The organism is Fictibacillus halophilus (assembly GCF_042680145.1).
Classification (GTDB): Bacteria; Bacillota; Bacilli; order Bacillales; family Fictibacillaceae; genus Fictibacillus; species Fictibacillus halophilus_A.
The window spans coordinates 3,193,704-3,210,885 of the sequence record NZ_JBHTNQ010000001.1; the positions used below are offsets into that span (position 1 = coordinate 3,193,704).

The window sequence follows — 17,182 nt, forward strand, 5'->3', positions numbered from 1 at the left end:
GTTAGCTTTACCTTTAGTAAACCACAAATACATAAGGTGTGTGAAATGGATGGATAAGTTTACAAAAGATGAATGGCATCGCAAACAAGCGGTGGAAAATTTTAATAAAACATGGGATCTCATAGAAAAGAAGGAACGTTCGAAAGAGGAAGACCTCGAAATGATCCATACTGCACACGCTTCCCGTTTTCATTGGGGCATAGCCGGAACCACGCTGAACTGCGCACGCGGCGAATGGCAGATTTCTAGAGTCTATTCCCTCTTAAAAATGGGTGATTCAGCTTTGCTTCATGGTGAACGATCCCTGGAACTCTGTCTTCAGAACAACTTCGGAGATTTTGACTTAGCTTTTGCTTATGAATCGGTTGCCAGGGCGTATATGGTTAAAGGTGAAGAGGCGAAGATGGAGGAGTACTTTTCACTTGCGTCTAAATTCGCTGAAAACATCGCCAAAAAAGACGATAAAGAATATTTCATTTCCGAGCTGAACTCTATTAAACTAAGAAGTAAAGCGTAACCATACATAAGGAGGACTTTAGATGACAGAACAGATTAAGAGTTATTTAAAAGAAAACCGTGATACCCATTTAAAAGAGTTAACGGACTGGCTTGCTGTACCAAGTGTTAGCGCACTGCCTGAGCATAAAGAAGACGTTCGAAAAGGCGCTGAGTGGATCGCAGACGAACTATCAAAAATCGGCATGGATAACGTGAAAATTTACGAGACAGACGGACACCCTGTTGTTTATGCGGACTGGCTGAAAGCAGAAGGAAAACCGACTGTGCTCGTTTATGGACATTATGACGTTCAGCCTGTTGATCCGCTTGAGCTTTGGGAGACGCCTCCTTATGAAGCAACGATTCGTGACAACAAACTGTATGCGCGCGGTGCATCTGACGATAAAGGCCAAACGTTTATGCATTTAAAAGTTTTGCAGGCTATTTTAGAAACAGAAGGGAAACTTCCTCTTAACTTTAAGTTTTGTATTGAAGGAGAAGAAGAAATCGGCAGTCCGAGCCTTCCGAAGTTCATCGAAAACAACAAAGAACTTTTAGCAGCGGATGTGATCGTGATCTCCGATACAGGGATGCTTGACCGCGGAAAGCCTGCGATCTGCTACGGACTGCGCGGCATGTGTGCGATGCAGGTTGACGTAACAGGACCAAACAGCGACCTTCACTCAGGTCTTTATGGCGGAGCGGTTCAAAATCCATTGCATGCGATAACAGAGCTTCTGCAATCATTCCGTGATGATAACGGACGTATTTTAGTTGATGGCTTTTACGATAACGTTCAAGAGCTAACAGAGGAAGAAAGAGAAGCGTTCCGTGCTCTTCCGTTAACAGAAGAAGCGCTTAAACAGCAGCTTGGCGTAACAGAGCTTACAGGTGAGGAAGGCTATTCTCACATCGAACGCACATGGGCTCGCCCGACGTTGGAGCTTAACGGTGTTTGGGGAGGCTTCCAGGGTGAGGGCATCAAGACGGTCATCCCTGCAGAAGCCCATGCGAAAATCAGCTGCCGCCTTGTGCCAAACCAAGAGCCAGACGAGATCATTGAAAAAGTAAAAGCACATATTGAAAAGCATAAGCCTGTTGGCATTGATGTTAAGGTTACTCTTTTTGATAAAGGAGCACCTTATGTAACACCATTTGACCACCCTGCAATTCAGGCAGCTGCACGTTCTTATGAAAAAGTGTACGGCGTTCCGACAGCCTTCACTCGCGGCGGAGGATCCATTCCAATCGTTGCAACATTCGATCAAATGTTAAACATCCCTGTTGTTCTGATGGGCTTCGGTCTTTCAACAGAGAACTTCCATGCACCGAACGAACACTTCCATCTGGAAAACTTCGATAAAGGAATGGAAACACTCGCTGATTATTGGTTTGAGCTGGAGAGATCCATCAAAAAAGAAGCATCTGCTCTATAAAATTTGTAAAAAAAGGCTGAACTTATTTACGTTTTGCCTTTTTTATATGTACAGTCTGCATTAGGATACTTTTACGGTACGTGTTCTTATTTTTATTACACGTTCACGCAGAAGGAGGGGTGTACCACGCGACTTCCCTTGACTTTCACGCAAAAACTCTATAGTTTCACGCCAAATGTACAGCGTTCCACGCACAGCAACAGCATTTTAACGCAATAGCCTTAAATTCAAAGGGTAAGCACCTTTTCTTTTTACTTAATGGGTATGATATAATCAACCAATCACAATAAAAGAAACGGAGAGTATAAAATATGCTTTCATTTGAAGATAAAATTGCTTTAATTCAAGAGAATTTCCCAGAGCTGGACATGCACGAAGTGTCACTTGGCCGTTTGAATTTTCACTATGAGGAAAGTGTACAGGACAAAAAAATCGTCGTATACCACCTTCACCCAAACGGCAATGGTTTTGTATATGGCGGACATCTTCCGCAAAGCGTAAAGAACGATAAGGGCTACGTAAATATTCGTGACTATGAAGCGGATGAGCTAATCGCGCTTATTAAAGAATCTATGGAGTTCCTTTCAAAAACACACGGATGGCAGCAGCCGAAGAAAGACCGTACAGATGATGGTGAACGCAAAGAAGAACACTGGTTTAGCCACAGTCATGAAAAAATTAGACTTGTTGGTGAAGATGGTATGTGGTTTATCTTTGATGAGGATGATGCACTTGAGGCAGCATTTGAAACATACGCAGAAGCAGAAGGCTATTTAAAAGAAGCAGACTTTAAAAAGAGAAAATAAATTATAGAGGTGACAAAAATGGCAGAGGAGAAAAAGAAATTAAGCTTTCAAGAAATTGCTAAGCAGCGTCTTGCTGAAAAGAAAGCACAGCAATCAGGCGGATCATTCAATAAAGGTCCTGTTAAAGTAGCAAATCAGCTTAAGAATCAGCAAACGAAAAAGGCGAACAATCAGGCACGGAGAACAGGCGTATAATGCATCGCAAACGCTCTAACATCACTCCGGGACTTCCAGTTAATGTTATTTTAAAAGCCGATCAGCGTTCCGGGAAGAAAACAAAAGGAATCGTTAAAGATATCCTGACGAACTCGCCCAATCATCCGCACGGCATTAAAGTAAGACTAGAGGACGGTCAGGTTGGCCGTGTGATCGACATACTAAGTGAATAAAATGCAAAAACGGTCTCTTATAATAGGGACCGTTTTTCTTTTGGTTTCTATAATGAATAAGATACATGACTAAATAAGAAACGGCTAATTTTCGTATACTAGTTGGTATATTTTGCTCTTAAGGAGATCAGATCATGGACCAAGATTCTCTAAAACGACGAATTGATGTGAGCACGAAAAGAGTTCCGGCAGATATCGTCATCAAGAACGGCAAGATCATTGATGTATTTAATCTTGAAATCATCAGTGGAGATGTTGCTGTTATTGACGGCTTTTTTGCTGGCATCGGGAAATATGAAGGGCGTGAAACGATCGATGCTGCCGGCCGCTATATTTGCCCTGCTTTTATAGATGGTCATGTTCACATTGAATCATCGATGGTAACTCCTGCTGAATTCAGCAAAGTCCTTCTCGCTCATGGAGTGACGACCGTTATCGCAGATCCGCATGAGATCGGGAACGTTTCAGGAAAAGATGGGCTCACATTTATGCTGGAGCAGTCAGAAGGTTTGCCGTTAGATGTTCGTGTCATGCTCCCCTCCTCTGTTCCTGCCACACCTTTTGAGAATGCAGGAGCTGTTCTTACCGCTCGGGACCTTGAAGCGTTTTACAAGCACCCCCGTGTTAAAGGATTAGCTGAAGTTATGGATTTTCCCGCCGTTTTTAAAGGGGATGAAGATATGCTTAAGAAGATAGCTTCTGCCGATAGACATCACGCTATTATTGACGGACACGCAGCTGGAATCGACGCAAATGGCATTAATGTATATAGGTCTGCTCTCATCACAACAGATCATGAGTGCACGACGGCAGAGGAAGCACTCGATCGCATTCGCCGGGGAATGTACGTTTTAATACGCGAGGGATCTGTTGCAAAAGATTTAAAAGCACTCATTAAGGCTGTTACACCTGTAAATGCCCGCCGCTTCTTATTTTGCACAGACGATAAACATCTAGATGAACTTATAGCTGAAGGAAGCGTTGACCATAATGTAAGACTCGCGATTTCCGAAGGGATTTCTCCGCTTCAAGCCATTCAAATGGCTACAATAAACGCAGCTGAGTGCTATGGACTGCATGAAAAAGGGGCTATTTCACCTGGATATCAAGCGAATTTTATTTTGCTGGATGATTTAGATGAAATTACTATTTCAGAGGTTTTTGTGGAGGGGATTTCAGTAGCTTCTAAAGGCACGTTCACTGGCCAAATAGATGTTCCTCCCTCTCCTCCAGAACACTTAATGAAGTCGGTAAATCTTCATGAGATACAAGGTGAAGAACTGTCTATTAAACTTGAAGAAGGCGATCATATTCATGTGATCGAGCTAATACCAAACCAGCTTGTTACAAAAAAGAAAATACTTCGAGCAAAAGTGGAAAACGGAGAGTTTAAATCATCATCTGAAGACGACCTGTTAAAAATGGCAGTCATTGAACGCCACAATCAAACTGGAAATACTGGCCTCGGTGTTGTAAAAGGACTTTTATTAAAAAGTGGTGCGATCGCTTCAACGGTTGCCCATGATTCTCACAACCTTGTTGTGGCAGGAACGAATGACCACGATATGCTATGTGCAATAGATGCAATCAAAAATATGCAAGGCGGTTATGTCATCGTTAAAGATGGAAAGGTACTTGCTTCAGTACCGCTTCCAATCTCAGGATTAATGGCAGACCGCCCTTTTGAAAAAGTAAATGAAGAGATCATACTCTTAAAGGATAAGCTGAAAGAACTTGATTTTAAAGGGGATTTTGATCCGTTCCTAACACTGTCATTTTTGACACTGCCTGTTATCCCGGAAATTAAACTCACCGACTTAGGACTTTTTGATTTAAAAACGTTTCAGCATATCTCTGTAAAAGCGAATTAGATTCTATTATACGAGCGAGTGATTAAACGCGTAGATAACAGCTTGCGTACGGTCCTGTACGTCTAGTTTGCTTAAAATATTACTCACGTGAACTTTTACAGTCTTTAAAGCGATAAACAGATCATCAGCGATTTCCTGATTAGTTTTTCCTTTTGTCATGAGTAATAATATTTCCATCTCGCGCGCAGCCAGTTCTTCATGTGGCTCGCGCGTTTGTTTTTGCCTCATCTTGCTCATCATCTTGCCTGTTACTTCAGGTTCTAATACAGACTTTCCGTGATAGGTGTCGCGAACGGCCTGCGCGATATCACTTGCCTTGGACGTTTTCAGCATATAGCTTGAGGCACCCGCTTCGAGTGCAGGATACACTTTTTCATCATCTAAAAAGCTCGTTACCACAATAATCCTCGCTTCTGGCCAAGATTGTGTAATCAAACGAGTTGCTTCAATTCCGTCCATTTCGTCCATCACAAGATCCATTAAAATGATATCCGGTTTCATTTCTAAAGCTTTCTCAACTGCAACCTTCCCATTTTCAGCCTCAGCAGTTACTTCTATATCCGGCTGAGCAGAAAGATAAGCAGAAACCCCAATTCGGACCATTTCGTGATCATCAACTAACAATACTTTTATCATGCTTTTTCCTCTCCCGCTGATAAAATCGGAACTTTAACTTCAAGACGCGTCCCCTCGCCTGGCAAACTCACTATTTTAAGCGTGCCGCCAATCTCAGCAGCCCGTTCATGCATATTCTGCAGTCCATACGAACCGGTTTTTTCCTGTTCCATTTTAAAGCCAATACCATCATCCTCTATGCGCAGAATGATTAGATCATCGCGCTGGACAAGCAGGATTTGCGCTTTATTTGCCTGTGCATGCCTGAGTATATTAGACACAGACTCTTGTAAAATACGAAACAGATGATCTTCTACTCCTTTATCAAGAGGAATGGTTTCGATCTTCCATTTCAGTTCGATAGGAACTTTTTGCAGAAGCTCTTGCAGCAGTTCTTCCATCCCTTTTTGGAGTGATTTTCCGTTTAGTGCAGCAGGGCGCAGATGCAAGAGAAGAGCTCTCATCTCTAGCTGTGTCTGGTGAATCGTCTCCTCAACGAGCTTTAATTGCTTCGATTCACGCGTCTCTGATTCTTCCCGCACTTCATTTACAGCAGACATGATCATACTTGCCGCAAAAAGCTGCTGTGAAACAGAATCATGCAGCTCTCTAGCCAAACGGTTTCTTTCTTGAGAAATGATCTCCTGAATGCGTTTCTCCTGATCAACCGCCTTCTCTGTCGCCATTTTTTGTGACTGGCGGATCTTTTCACCTAATTGCTGCTGTATACCCTCCATGCGTTTCGTGATCGCTTTTAACTCCAGGTTCGAAACTTCTTTCATATTGACTTGCCTGCCGTCTTCAATCGACTTTAACGTCCGGTCTATGAGATTTAATTGCTTTCGAGCCGTGATGCCAGAGTTCAATCCAAAAAATGCTCCCATGATAAAGACGAGAAATGGAACAACAAACGCTATTGGAAAGTCTAGCAATTGTTCTTCCAGCAAAAAATTCCAATCGCTGATAGGAAAAAGTGTAAACACGACAGAGCCTAAAAGTATGGTTACAGCAAATGCTAATGAGATACCAGAAAACATATGGCGCAAAACGGTACTCATACCCGCTTCACCTCCAAGCTTCCAGCAAATAAGCTTGTCATGATTTTTACTTTTTTCTCAGTTTCATTGTAGTTCTTTGTTCGATACGATACCGCCTGATTAAACATCTTGGAATCCTGATAATCAAAGATCACCGTATTGCCTGCAATAACAGAATGTTTTACGGAAACTTCTATCTCATAAGGAACATAAATCGTAATATTGCCAATGAGTCCACGAATAAAAATAACAGATTCCCCTGAAGGCAAAAGAGTTTCACTCAAATCTATGATTGTATCCCCTGCACCGCATTGAATGTTAATATCGTTCCATTCATAGACATGATCAGGTGTCTGCTGCGTTCCAAAAGCGATATTTTTCAAAAGAGATTCTTTCTTATATAAATCTTCTGATGAATGCGTTACTTCATCATTCACTTGCGGTTTAATAACAAACGGATTCTGTTTAGATTGATAGAATTGCACAATGATATAGACCACTAGTGCAACTAAAAATAATTTAAACGTATACATGCTTAAGATCGTAATGATGGCTATGACTACTCCAGCCCAGAACATGAATTTCCCTGAACGTTTCGGCATTCTTTTACGGCCAAAATACATAAGGGCTGCACAGATGATAAGAGTGAATACAATACCCTCTCCATTAATAGTTGCTTCTAAAAGCACCATGACACATGCAATTAAAAGCATCCAGCTGATAAAATCATTTTTCTTCCTAATCGGCATCTGCATTCACTCACTTTCTGTCTGTCATTAAACGGCGTAAAAGGCGCAGGAAATATGCGCCTCTGTCTTTCATAATCGTATCATATACTGCATTAAACGGTAGTAGGAGTTTCTTCTTTTTTCCAATCTTTTTCTAACTTTGCGAGTTTTGCTTCCATAGAGCTCGCATAATAATCAGCGTTTACTTTCTGCTCAAGTCGGTCCATGTAATTTTCAAGCTCATCAAATTTGAAAGCTGTATTCTTCAACACATTAGCAGGCTCAATTACACGATCCATCTTTCGGTGAGCTCTAGCTACATTCTCACGGCCCATTAATTCCATACGCTTAATTTGCATATCCTTCAGCTTATGTTTCATTTGTTCATATTTTTGCTCCAGCTCTGTAAGATCTTTTTCCGTTTGTGCTGCGGATTCTTTCAGCTTGCCCGCACGTGCTTCATGCTGCTCTTTTTCTTGAATAGCAAACTGGTAAAGCTCTTGTTCATTAGCTTGTTGAGCTAATTCTGCCTGGTGACTGCGCTTAGCTGCTTTTGCCTCTGCTTCTTGAATTTCACGTGCAAATTGATCTTTTAAAAGCTGCTGGCGCTCAACAAGCTTACGCGCCTTGTTCACCTCTTGCTCGCATTGTCTTAAATATTGATTCAAGAGAGAAAGAGGATTCTTTTTCTCCTTTTGATCTAAAAGTTCGTGAACATCTGCTGAGATAGAGTTTTTGATTCTTTCAAATAAGTTCATTTTTGTTAGCTCCTTTTTGTTTTGTTTTTAGCTCAATTCTAAAAGATTGTTGCTTTTTAACATTTTTTGTTCAGTAGGCTTCTTTGACTAGTTGATTGGAGAGCAAGGTGCGAGACTCCTGCGGGATCAGCGGGACAGGTGAGACTCCTAAAGGCGCAAAGCGCGAGGAGTCTCACCGCATGCCCCGCGGAAAGCGAACATCCTGGAGCGGAAATCAACATCTACTAATCGCAATAATGTTTACTTGTTTTTTTAGCTGTTTTTAAGTTTTGCCCATTCTTTTTCAAAGTTAGTGAATGGATCATTTTCTGTGTGCTCTTCCATAGATTCTTTTTCGTTCCATTTTTTGTACACCACATAGAGTACATAAATGGCAACTGCACCTAAGATCGCTGGGATGTTTGCTACGGATACACAAAGTCCAATAACGGAAAGTGTTCCCCACCAAAATTTCTTACCGCCGGTTTCTGCAGTTATGCATTTCTTATATGCGTAGTACATAACAGCAAGACCGATCGCGAGTCCAACCATCGGACCCAAGTTAGCCATCAATACGATAGCAGCAATTCCTCCTACAACAAGCAAGCCTAATTTTTTCATAGCGGCTGCCTCCTTTCGTATCTTTAGCTTACCTCGCTGCAAGATTTCCCAAAACTGACCTTGGCTGTATTTTCCAATAAGACTTGAGGCGTAGATGGGGACAGACCCGGGTCTGTCCCATCCCACAAAACAAAAAAAGAGAAGCAGCTTATTTAGCCGCTTCTCCTTCTCTGTTCGTTTCACCCTTTTTATGCACCTATACATTCTGCAGATCATTTACAAAAAAATAATCTGACTCAAGAGAACCCGTCATTAATTTGTTTTCTAATACTTCTGGATACAATTGATAAGCTGTGAGATCTTTCAAAGGCACCCATTTAAATACAAGTCTTTCTGCCTCTTCGACCGTAAATTCTTCCCCGTTATGAAGAGATAATGGATCGCGTGCAAGTATTTCAAAGTATAGTCCAACTTCATGAATATTTTTTTCGTTGTATGTAAAAAAGTTTTCAATTGTACAAAGGTGTTTAAGAGTATCGACATCTAATGCTAATTCCTCTGCCATCTCACGCTTCAAGCTAGTCCTCGCATCTTCTCCCAGCTTTACCCTGCCACCTGGCAATGACCAGTGTGTTTCTACCTTTGAACGGTGAATTAATACATGTCCATCTTGAATTAAAACCCCTGCTACACGGTAGTTAAAAACCTGATGTTCCACATGAAACACTGCATCCATTTTTTGCATCCCCCTTTTAAGTATCCTTATTCTACCATTAAGAGCATTTTTCATGAAAGCCATTACAAATACCGTTAAACTATAAGAAATGAAACGAAAAGGAGACATTAAAATGTCAATCTATGGTTTTCCTGTTGAAACGATAAAAGGTGATCAAACAAGTCTCGAGCCTTATAAAGGCAACGTTATATTGATTGTAAATACGGCAAGCAAGTGCGGATTTACGCCCCAATATCAAGGGCTTCAATCAATCTATGAGGCAAATAAAGATAAGGGATTCACTATTCTTGGATTTCCTTGTAACCAATTTGGTGCACAAGAGCCTGGGACAAGCGATGAAATACAAGAGTTTTGTGAGTTGAACTACGGAGTAAACTTCCCAATGTTTGCGAAAGTGAACGTGAATGGAGACGATGCACATCCTCTTTTTAAACATTTATCGACAGAAGCACCAGGCATTCTAGGTTCCAAAGCAATAAAGTGGAATTTCACAAAGTTCCTTGTAGATCGCGAAGGCCGTGTGGTAAAACGGTATGCACCCACTGACAAACCTGAAACTATTGAAAAAGATATACAAGAGCTGCTTTAAGAAAAGGCTGTTTTCGCAATCTTTGTTGCTCTTGTAAGTGGGTTGATTTCCGCTCCAGGCTGCCCGCTTTCCGCGGGGCGTGCGGTGAGCCTCCTGCCGCATTGCGCCATTAGGAGTCTCCACCTGACCGCTCGTCCCGCAGGAGTCTCGCACCTTCCGCTCCAACCAATTTTCCAATGAAGAGAGGTTAGAAAAAGCTGTTCAAAGGAAACTCCTCTGAACAGCTTTTCTATGTTTAAAACAATAAATGTGCTATTCCAACAACAATCGGCAGGGAAACGAAAGTACGCAAGAAAAAGATAATTACTAGATCTTTAAAGTTAACAGGCACTTTAGATGCTAATAGCAGTCCGCCTACTTCAGACATATAGATTAACTGTACGACTGACATTGCCGCAATAACAAAACGCGTTAACTCACTTTCGATACCCGCACCAATAATGGACGGAAGGAACATGTCTGCAAATCCAATAACAATCGTCTGAGCTGCCTCAGATGCTTGCGGAACTTGCAGAAGTTCTAGAATCGGTACGAAAGGAGCTCCAAGATATGAAAAGAATGGTGTGAACTCAGCAACGATCAGTGCTGATGTACCAATTGCCATTACAATCGGAACAACTCCCATCCACATATCGAGAACGTTTTGAATGCCTTCTTTTACTAAAGGTGCTGCTTTTTTGTTTTGATGTGCACGATCTAGTGCTTTTTTAAGACCAAAGCTAAACGGGGTTTCCCCGTGGGGAATCACTTCATCTACAACGTTTTCCTTCGCACCTTCATAGTACGTATCCGCTTTTCTTGATAGCGGAGGGATGCGGGGGATTATAATCGCACATGCTAACCCAGCCAAAACTACCGTTAAATAATAAGGAACGATCATATGAGCCAAATCTACCTGTGCAAGTACAACAATCGCAAAAGTAATAGATACAACCGAAAAGGTCGTTCCGATTACCGCTGCCTCACGCTTCGTATAATACCCTTCTTCATACTGCTTGTTCGTTAAAAGAACACCAATCGTTCCGTCTCCAAGCCAAGATGCCAAACAATCAATAGACGAACGGCCAGGAAGCTTAAACACGGGGCGCATAATTTTCACGAGCAATGCTCCGCAAAATTCTAGTAATCCAAAGTTAAATAATAATGGCAAGAATAACCCTGCAAACAAGAACACGGAAAATAACACAGGGATCAGATCATACAGCAATAATTGTCCTGTATTTTCTGACCAAATTGCTTCCGGTCCAAGCTTAAACAATGTCATCACCGCAAAAATCAGTCCAAGAACACGGATCAATTGCCATGCGATATTAACATTAAATAATGTGTTTAAAAAGGGGTTGCTGACGATCACTTTTGGTTTTGCAAAGTAAGTAATCAACGAACCTAAAACTGTTATTGCAATAATAGCAGTCATGATTTGAGGAATAAATTCACCAATAGCATCTTGTAAGATTCCTGCAAGTATAGCTACTGGGATCGTAATTTCCCCTTGATAAGAGATGGGGATCATAAATAGGAAGATACCAATTAAAGATGGAACGATAAACTTGCTATAGCTCTTCTGTCTCATCTGGTTGTAAGCTTGCTGTTTTTGTAATTCCATGATGCAGTGCCTCTCTTTCTAAAATGTAAAGCGCTTTCACATACTTTCCGTCACCAAGTATATGAGATTTTAATAGTTTTCGCAAATTTATAAATAATCTAAAGACTATAGAAATGTATACGATAAACGTAGAATATTTCCCGTTATTATAGAAGATCTAAGCCCTCTTTTAACACTAGAAGCTCGTCAGACTTAAGTTCTCTCCACTTTCCAGCTGCCAATGTATGAAGATGTATATTCATTATGCGTATGCGTTCCAGTTTCTCTACTTCATATCCAAGTGCCTTGCACATTCTTCTGATCTGACGATTCAACCCTTGAGTCAGAGTTATTCGAAACACATATTTACTGACAAACTTTGTTTTTGCCGGACTTGTTATTGTGTTAAGAACAGGAACACCCTCTGCCATTTTTTGAAGAAAAAGCTCCGTTACAGGCTGATTTAGAGTCACTTCATACTCTTTTTCATGCCCAAAGTCAGATTGGGAGATACGATTTGCAAGCTCCCCGTCATTTGTAAGCAGAATCAATCCTTGAGAGGCTTTATCTAACCGTCCAACCGGAAAAACACGTTCAGACACATTTACATACTCCAGAATATTTCCTTTTATCTCAGGGTTAGCTGTACATGTAATGCCAACTGGTTTATTAAAAGCGAGATATATAGAAATTTTTTTTCTAGGAATTGGCTTATGATCGATTAGTACCGTATCGCCTTCATCTACTTCTGAATCTTTATTGCAAACAACGCCATTCACCGTAATACGGCCGTTTTCTAAAAGACGCTTAACTTCCCGCCTGGAACAATATCCTGTCAAACTTATATATTTATGAATTCGCATGAATGTCCTCACTTTGTCGTTGCTTTATGCACAACAGTTTATAATTATAACTGTATTTGAATATATTTTCGATACTTTTTATAAATATCCAATATTTTTCTCTAATTATAATATCCTATTACGGATAGCACTTGTTATCAGAATATTACTATAAATAACTTTCCAAGTATCTTCTTAAACTTGTAAAATATAGAGTGAATGGGAGGCTGTACAGTATGCAATTACGAAAAATAAAAGAAGAAGAATTTGATAAAGCTATCCAACTCTCTGAATACGCATTTCAATACAAAGTAAAAAAAGAGGATCTGCCTAAACGATATGAGATGCTGAAGCGGCATGAAATTTGGGGAGAATTTGAAAACGAAGAATTAATATCGAAGGTGCATATTCTTTCCCTGGAAATAATCATAGAAAATTGTCGATTTGCCATGGGAGGATTAGCGGGAGTTGCTACATGGCCTGAGCATAGACGAAAAGGTTCTGTAACACGCCTGCTTAATAAAACACTATTGGCGATGAAGGATAAAGGTCAGACAATCAGCTTGCTGCACCCCTTTAACATTTCGTTTTATCGCAGGTTCGGGTGGGAACTGACAGCTTCAGTTAATAAGTACACAATCGAAAAAAATGATTTATATCGTTATGAAGATATTCCAGGCAGTGTATTCAGGCTTAAACAAGAAGACGGGAACTCCCTTTTAAATTCGGTTTATGAAAAATGGTTTGCGAAATACAATCATTTATTGATTCGTACTGACTATTGGTGGAATAATCACGTATTTACAGATGGATACAACCGAATCGTTTACAAAGATGAAAAGGGAGTGCCTCAAGGCTATTTATGCTGTAAGGCTGCAGACAAACTGCTGGATGTTCAAGAGTTTGTGTATGTAACTGAAGACGCCAGACGAGCACTATGGAACTTTATCTGTCAGCATGATTCAATGGTTGATAAAGTGAAAATCGTTGAACCAGCACATGACCAGCTTCCTTATTTATTGAATAACCCAAGGATTCATCAAGAGCATTATCCTTATTTTATGGCTCGAATTGTGGATGTTGAAGGATTTTTAAAACAGTATCCTTTTAAAGCAATAGAGTCCTCTCTATCTATTTCGGTTATCGATGAAAAAGCGGAGTGGAATAACAGAACCTATTTCATTTCTCAAAATGGGATTGTGTCAAAACCAGCAAGCGAGAAAGGTAAGCTCAGCATGGATGTACAAACGCTGACTGCAGTCTTTCTAGGATCTCAAAAACCTGCCTTTTTACATGAATGCGGTAAGATTAAAGGTAAAAAGGAAGACGTTATCCAACTCGAACAGAGCATCACAAAGCTTCCTGCAGCCTTTATTGATTTCTTTTAATAATTTCCACGCCTCATCCTCGAGAATAGGATGGGGCTTTTTCATATTTGCTATGTTTCAGGTTAATACTATAGGGAATTGAAATATAACGGCCATTTCCGGCTGATCATCACGAGTTTTTTGTTATTTATAAAGGAGGCTAAAATGTTATGAGTGATAAAAATAAACAATCCGAAAAAGTAGCTGAAGAAAATTATGAGCCTAATAAGAAAAACAAATCAGACACCGAGAAAAACTTAGAAACTGTCCATGAACAAATCAATGACACCTTTAATCAAGGAACAATTGATGAAAAGAAAAAACAAGAAAAGAAAAAAGATTGATCGAACTATAAAATGACCCGCTTGATCGTTAAGCGGGTCATTTTAATTTGAAAACCTATTTCACCTAATTTTAAAAGCCTCTCTTTGTAAAGAGAGGCTTCTTTTATTGATTTAGTTTCTAAATTGATGAGGAAATTGCTTCATAATACCGTTAGTAATTTCATCTCCGAGCATTACGATATGATTTTTCCCTTTATCAAAAGCTACAATTTCTCCAGCCCAGTCTTTATTTAGAAAGGCTGCAACCTCATCCGTTAAAAGCTGTAAATGTATATACAGCAAATCTTTCATTTCTTGCTCTGCCCAGTTTGGGTTTGCCTTACTTAAAAATTTAGCGATGTCATCAGCGTTTCGGTACCATTCTTTATTGTATTTTTCTGCATTAACTTTATCGCCTTTACTTAAAGCATCTACCAGTTGTCCTGCGATAACAATGTGTTCTGTCAGCAATTTAGTCAGCTGGTTGCCTGCGGCATCGCCATAATAAGGTTTAATTGAATTACCGATGTCAGCTTGGTTTTGCAATAATCTTTTCAAAACGGCATCTTTATTTGGAAGTCCTGACAAAGCACTTTCAATATAGCTTCTTGTCCAATAAACATGATCTTTCCAAAGTCTTCTTTGGGTCGAATACAGGTTTATCGCATTCTGGCTATAACAAGGTCCCTGGTCGCGTTTTGCTTTTGCTTCTGCTTGAAGCGGTGCTGAAAATACAGGGAATGCTATTGCTAACACCATAATTATAGATATGATTTTTTTCCTCATAAAATCTCTCCTTAAAATTTAATCCTACATAGGTAGTTTGGATAAAACTTTTCATTTCATTCTTTTGACATAAAAAATGCAACTTCATAAATGAAGCTGCAACTTTTTGTTAACTATATAATTTGTCTGTCCCAATGACGATGAGCTGCAATAGCATCGGTAAACCGCTCTGTAAAATCATTTATGTCATCACTGCTTACGACACCTGTATCATCCATTATTTCGGCTTCTTTCAGCAAGAAAGCACCCTCGTGCGTAGCGCCGATCGGCTTATAGTGCGCGTATGCTTCGTTTATAAAGTGCAATGCATTCTTCTTGAATTTGGCATCCGTACTGCCGCCTGCAAGATAAATCGCGTCAAACAATACCGAGGATGCTGTCAAAAATGTATGCATGACTTCCAATTCAGTGCCATCACCAGCCATTGGTTTACCTAACTTATCACTAATAACTTCTGCCTGAATCCCTTTAGCTTTTAGAGTTTTTAGTATAGCAGAGACTTCTTTCCCATTTATTTCATTGCCAACGATAACTCCAACTTTACGTGTGCTTGGGTTTTTCTTTGTATTTAGCTGGCTTAACGCAGGGGAAGATTTCGTAACTTCGGATTCCTTACCTGCAGGAGGTTCAGCTCCAATTGCTTCAGCAAACGTTGCTGCAAGCTCTACGCTGACATTCGCAAACATATCAACAACTTGCTGCTGAACGGATTTGCTCTTTACTTTCCCTAGTTCAAAGCTAAACGCATTTTTTAAATGCTGTTTCTCTGGTTCACTCATACTGTTCCAGAAAAGAGTCGCTTGAGAGAAGTAATCTTTAAAGCTTTCACTTCTGCTGCGGACCTTTCTGCCTTCTACTTTTTCCTGGTAATGAACATAGCCGCCTTCTTCTTCGGATGCTGGTGACGGCGTGTTAACGGCAAGGGAGTTTTTGTGGTAGCTTACTTGCCCTCTATTAATGGTCTGACGTCCGAAGCCATCCCTTTGATTGTTATGAAACGGACAAACTGGACGGTTAATCGGAAGTTCATGAAAATTTGGACCGCCAAGACGAAGTAATTGAGTATCTGTATAGGAAAATAAACGCCCCTGAAGCAGAGGATCATTTGAAAAATCGATACCCGGCACTACATGACCAGGATGGAAAGCGACCTGTTCCGTTTCCGCAAATACATTATCCACGTTTCGGTTTAACGTCATTTTCCCAACTATTTTTACAGGAACATCTTCTTCCGGCCATAATTTCGTAGGATCAAGAATATCAAAATCAAACTTAAACTCATCTTCTTCAGCGATAATTTGGAGTCCTAATTCATACTCCGGATAATCACCGTTTTCAATCGATTCCCAAAGGTCACGGCGGTGGAAGTCAGGATCCTTTCCTGATATTTTTTGAGCTTCATCCCATACAAGAGAATGTGTGCCTAGTACAGGCTTCCAGTGGAATTTAACAAAATGTGCTTTACCCTCGTCGTTAACAAGACGGAACGTATGTACACCGAACCCTTCCATCATGCGGAAACTTCTTGGAATAGCACGATCAGACATTGCCCACATAACCATATGTGCAGATTCTTGATTGTTCGCAACAAAATCCCAGAACGTATCATGAGCACTTGCTGCTTGCGGCATCTCATTATGAGGCTCTGGTTTTAACGCATGAACCAAATCTGGAAACTTAATAGCATCCTGTATAAAAAAGACCGGGATATTATTGCCGACTAGATCATAATTCCCTTCTTCTGTATAAAATTTTGTTGCGAAGCCGCGTGCATCACGCACTGTTTCTGCAGAGCCGCGTGACCCAGCAACAGTTGAAAAACGTACAAAAGTTGGTGTCTTTTTAGAAGTATCCTGCAAAAAATCCGCTTTCGTAAATTCCTTTAAAGACTCATATAATTCAAATTCACCATGAGCTGCAAAGCCCCGGGCATGTACAATTCTTTCCGGGATTCGTTCATGGTCAAAGTGTGTCATTTTCTCCCGGAAGTGAAAATCCTCCATTAAAGTTGGTCCACGTTCACCCGCTTTAAGAGAAAACTCATCCTCCGATACTTTTACACCTTGATTTGTCGTCAGCTTCTTGCCTTCATCATCTACACGAAATTGTTCCAGTTGTTCGTCTTTAGTGTTTCCACTCATTTTACTCTTTTCGCTCATTCAACTGTTCCTCTCTGTAGGTTTTTTAACTTCACATAAGAACCCTTCCCTTCGAAGACAGTTAACAAACTGAAATTTTCCGCAAAAAAAGCGCAGCTATAAGCTCAGCTGCGCTTT

At 40.5% G+C, this 17,182-nt stretch carries 19 protein-coding genes; 9 read left to right on the plus strand and 10 right to left on the minus strand.

Translation table 11 applies throughout. The annotated features are described in order from the left end of the window. Window positions 1-49 precede the first annotated feature (49 nt). The 6 genes from ACFQ4X_RS16105 to ade all read left to right on the plus strand — a co-directional run bounded on the left by ACFQ4X_RS16105 (window position 50) and on the right by ade (window position 5,000). Window positions 50-517, plus strand: coding sequence for a hypothetical protein (locus ACFQ4X_RS16105; protein WP_379836835.1), 468 nt, complete (start codon window positions 50-52; stop codon window positions 515-517). Window positions 518-539: 22 nt separating this feature from the next. After that, entirely contained in the window at window positions 540-1,934 is a 1,395-nt protein-coding gene (locus tag ACFQ4X_RS16110; protein WP_379836837.1) for a dipeptidase, read from the plus strand. A 311-nt stretch (window positions 1,935-2,245) separates the two neighbouring features. Further along, window positions 2,246-2,740: a hypothetical protein gene (locus tag ACFQ4X_RS16115; RefSeq protein ID WP_077360890.1), complete on the plus strand. Its 495-nt coding sequence runs from the start codon at window positions 2,246-2,248 to the stop codon at window positions 2,738-2,740. Between the two features lie 18 nt (window positions 2,741-2,758). Beyond that, a complete protein-coding gene (locus ACFQ4X_RS16120; RefSeq protein WP_251322084.1) occupies window positions 2,759-2,935 on the plus strand; it encodes a hypothetical protein in 177 nt (58 codons plus the stop codon). Next, window positions 2,932-3,129, plus strand: a complete 198-nt coding sequence (locus ACFQ4X_RS16125; protein ID WP_130292825.1) for a YwbE family protein — start codon at window positions 2,932-2,934, stop codon at window positions 3,127-3,129. The genes ACFQ4X_RS16120 and ACFQ4X_RS16125 overlap by 4 nt, the downstream gene beginning before the upstream one ends. Before the next feature lie 134 nt (window positions 3,130-3,263). Then, on the plus strand, window positions 3,264-5,000 hold the full coding sequence (gene ade, locus ACFQ4X_RS16130; RefSeq protein ID WP_379836840.1) for an adenine deaminase: 1,737 nt from the start codon (window positions 3,264-3,266) through the stop codon (window positions 4,998-5,000). A 6-nt stretch (window positions 5,001-5,006) separates the two neighbouring features. Here the strand turns inward: ade and ACFQ4X_RS16135 are convergent, their stop codons facing one another. The 6 genes from ACFQ4X_RS16135 to ACFQ4X_RS16160 all read right to left on the minus strand — a co-directional run bounded on the left by ACFQ4X_RS16135 (window position 5,007) and on the right by ACFQ4X_RS16160 (window position 9,414). Further along, window positions 5,007-5,636, minus strand: a complete 630-nt coding sequence (locus ACFQ4X_RS16135) for a response regulator (RefSeq protein WP_379836842.1) — start codon at window positions 5,634-5,636, stop codon at window positions 5,007-5,009. Further along, on the minus strand, window positions 5,633-6,673 hold the full coding sequence (locus tag ACFQ4X_RS16140; RefSeq protein WP_379836844.1) for a sensor histidine kinase: 1,041 nt from the start codon (window positions 6,671-6,673) through the stop codon (window positions 5,633-5,635). Before ACFQ4X_RS16140 ends, ACFQ4X_RS16135 begins: the two co-directional genes overlap by 4 nt. Then, the gene (gene liaF / locus ACFQ4X_RS16145) at window positions 6,670-7,407 is read right to left on the minus strand and encodes a cell wall-active antibiotics response protein LiaF (RefSeq protein WP_379836846.1); all 738 of its coding nucleotides are present in this window, start codon (window positions 7,405-7,407) and stop codon (window positions 6,670-6,672) included. The genes ACFQ4X_RS16140 and liaF overlap by 4 nt, the downstream gene beginning before the upstream one ends. Window positions 7,408-7,493: 86 nt before the next feature. Then, entirely contained in the window at window positions 7,494-8,138 is a 645-nt protein-coding gene (locus ACFQ4X_RS16150) for a PspA/IM30 family protein (protein ID WP_379836848.1), read from the minus strand. A 252-nt stretch (window positions 8,139-8,390) separates the two neighbouring features. Continuing rightward, entirely contained in the window at window positions 8,391-8,738 is a 348-nt protein-coding gene (locus ACFQ4X_RS16155) for a flagellar basal body rod protein (protein WP_379836850.1), read from the minus strand. A gap of 196 nt (window positions 8,739-8,934) precedes the next feature. Further along, complete coding sequence (locus ACFQ4X_RS16160) at window positions 8,935-9,414, minus strand: NUDIX hydrolase (RefSeq protein WP_379836852.1); 480 nt, start codon at window positions 9,412-9,414, stop codon at window positions 8,935-8,937. A gap of 112 nt (window positions 9,415-9,526) precedes the next feature. Between ACFQ4X_RS16160 and ACFQ4X_RS16165 the strand changes: the two genes are divergently transcribed. Beyond that, the gene (locus ACFQ4X_RS16165; protein WP_379836854.1) at window positions 9,527-10,003 is read left to right on the plus strand and encodes a glutathione peroxidase; all 477 of its coding nucleotides are present in this window, start codon (window positions 9,527-9,529) and stop codon (window positions 10,001-10,003) included. 235 nt (window positions 10,004-10,238) lie between these two features. Here the strand turns inward: ACFQ4X_RS16165 and ACFQ4X_RS16170 are convergent, their stop codons facing one another. Together ACFQ4X_RS16170 and ACFQ4X_RS16175 are read right to left on the minus strand one after the other, a co-directional pair. Further along, window positions 10,239-11,609 carry a YjiH family protein gene (locus tag ACFQ4X_RS16170; protein WP_379836856.1) on the minus strand — a complete coding sequence of 457 codons (1,371 nt, stop codon included), beginning with the start codon at window positions 11,607-11,609 and terminating at the stop codon, window positions 10,239-10,241. 146 nt (window positions 11,610-11,755) lie between these two features. Next, window positions 11,756-12,451 (minus strand): pseudouridine synthase, encoded by a 696-nt coding sequence (locus tag ACFQ4X_RS16175; RefSeq protein WP_379836858.1) that lies wholly within the window; start codon window positions 12,449-12,451, stop codon window positions 11,756-11,758. 215 nt (window positions 12,452-12,666) lie between these two features. Between ACFQ4X_RS16175 and ACFQ4X_RS16180 the strand changes: the two genes are divergently transcribed. Continuing rightward, window positions 12,667-13,818 (plus strand): GNAT family N-acetyltransferase, encoded by a 1,152-nt coding sequence (locus ACFQ4X_RS16180; RefSeq protein ID WP_379836860.1) that lies wholly within the window; start codon window positions 12,667-12,669, stop codon window positions 13,816-13,818. A gap of 149 nt (window positions 13,819-13,967) precedes the next feature. After that, window positions 13,968-14,141, plus strand: a complete 174-nt coding sequence (locus tag ACFQ4X_RS16185; RefSeq protein WP_379836862.1) for a DUF4025 domain-containing protein — start codon at window positions 13,968-13,970, stop codon at window positions 14,139-14,141. A 111-nt stretch (window positions 14,142-14,252) separates the two neighbouring features. On the opposite strand, the gene ACFQ4X_RS16190 is transcribed toward ACFQ4X_RS16185, so the two are convergent. Together ACFQ4X_RS16190 and ACFQ4X_RS16195 are read right to left on the minus strand one after the other, a co-directional pair. Next, window positions 14,253-14,906 carry a glycosyltransferase gene (locus ACFQ4X_RS16190; RefSeq protein WP_379836864.1) on the minus strand — a complete coding sequence of 218 codons (654 nt, stop codon included), beginning with the start codon at window positions 14,904-14,906 and terminating at the stop codon, window positions 14,253-14,255. Window positions 14,907-15,019: 113 nt separating this feature from the next. After that, a complete protein-coding gene (locus tag ACFQ4X_RS16195) occupies window positions 15,020-17,065 on the minus strand; it encodes a catalase (protein WP_379836866.1) in 2,046 nt (681 codons plus the stop codon). Between the last annotated feature and the right edge of the window lie 117 nt (window positions 17,066-17,182).

Excerpts from the sequence above, each read along its gene's own strand:
- ACFQ4X_RS16140 (WP_379836844.1), bottom strand. The coding sequence starts at position 6,673 with ATGAGTACCGTTTTGCGCCATATGTTTTCTGGTATCTCATTAGCATTT.
- ade (WP_379836840.1), top strand. The coding sequence starts at position 3,264 with ATGGACCAAGATTCTCTAAAACGACGAATTGATGTGAGCACGAAAAGA.
- ACFQ4X_RS16165 (WP_379836854.1), top strand. The coding sequence starts at position 9,527 with ATGTCAATCTATGGTTTTCCTGTTGAAACGATAAAAGGTGATCAAACA.
- ACFQ4X_RS16195 (WP_379836866.1), bottom strand. The coding sequence starts at position 17,065 with ATGAGCGAAAAGAGTAAAATGAGTGGAAACACTAAAGACGAACAACTG.
- ACFQ4X_RS16135 (WP_379836842.1), bottom strand. The coding sequence starts at position 5,636 with ATGATAAAAGTATTGTTAGTTGATGATCACGAAATGGTCCGAATTGGG.
- ACFQ4X_RS16190 (WP_379836864.1), bottom strand. The coding sequence starts at position 14,906 with ATGAGGAAAAAAATCATATCTATAATTATGGTGTTAGCAATAGCATTC.
- ACFQ4X_RS16180 (WP_379836860.1), top strand. The coding sequence starts at position 12,667 with ATGCAATTACGAAAAATAAAAGAAGAAGAATTTGATAAAGCTATCCAA.
- ACFQ4X_RS16150 (WP_379836848.1), bottom strand. The coding sequence starts at position 8,138 with ATGAACTTATTTGAAAGAATCAAAAACTCTATCTCAGCAGATGTTCAC.
- ACFQ4X_RS16155 (WP_379836850.1), bottom strand. The coding sequence starts at position 8,738 with ATGAAAAAATTAGGCTTGCTTGTTGTAGGAGGAATTGCTGCTATCGTA.
- ACFQ4X_RS16170 (WP_379836856.1), bottom strand. The coding sequence starts at position 11,609 with ATGGAATTACAAAAACAGCAAGCTTACAACCAGATGAGACAGAAGAGC.
- ACFQ4X_RS16110 (WP_379836837.1), top strand. The coding sequence starts at position 540 with ATGACAGAACAGATTAAGAGTTATTTAAAAGAAAACCGTGATACCCAT.
- ACFQ4X_RS16175 (WP_379836858.1), bottom strand. The coding sequence starts at position 12,451 with ATGCGAATTCATAAATATATAAGTTTGACAGGATATTGTTCCAGGCGG.
- ACFQ4X_RS16160 (WP_379836852.1), bottom strand. The coding sequence starts at position 9,414 with ATGGATGCAGTGTTTCATGTGGAACATCAGGTTTTTAACTACCGTGTA.
- ACFQ4X_RS16115 (WP_077360890.1), top strand. The coding sequence starts at position 2,246 with ATGCTTTCATTTGAAGATAAAATTGCTTTAATTCAAGAGAATTTCCCA.
- liaF (WP_379836846.1), bottom strand. The coding sequence starts at position 7,407 with ATGCAGATGCCGATTAGGAAGAAAAATGATTTTATCAGCTGGATGCTT.
- ACFQ4X_RS16185 (WP_379836862.1), top strand. The coding sequence starts at position 13,968 with ATGAGTGATAAAAATAAACAATCCGAAAAAGTAGCTGAAGAAAATTAT.
- ACFQ4X_RS16120 (WP_251322084.1), top strand. The coding sequence starts at position 2,759 with ATGGCAGAGGAGAAAAAGAAATTAAGCTTTCAAGAAATTGCTAAGCAG.
- ACFQ4X_RS16105 (WP_379836835.1), top strand. The coding sequence starts at position 50 with ATGGATAAGTTTACAAAAGATGAATGGCATCGCAAACAAGCGGTGGAA.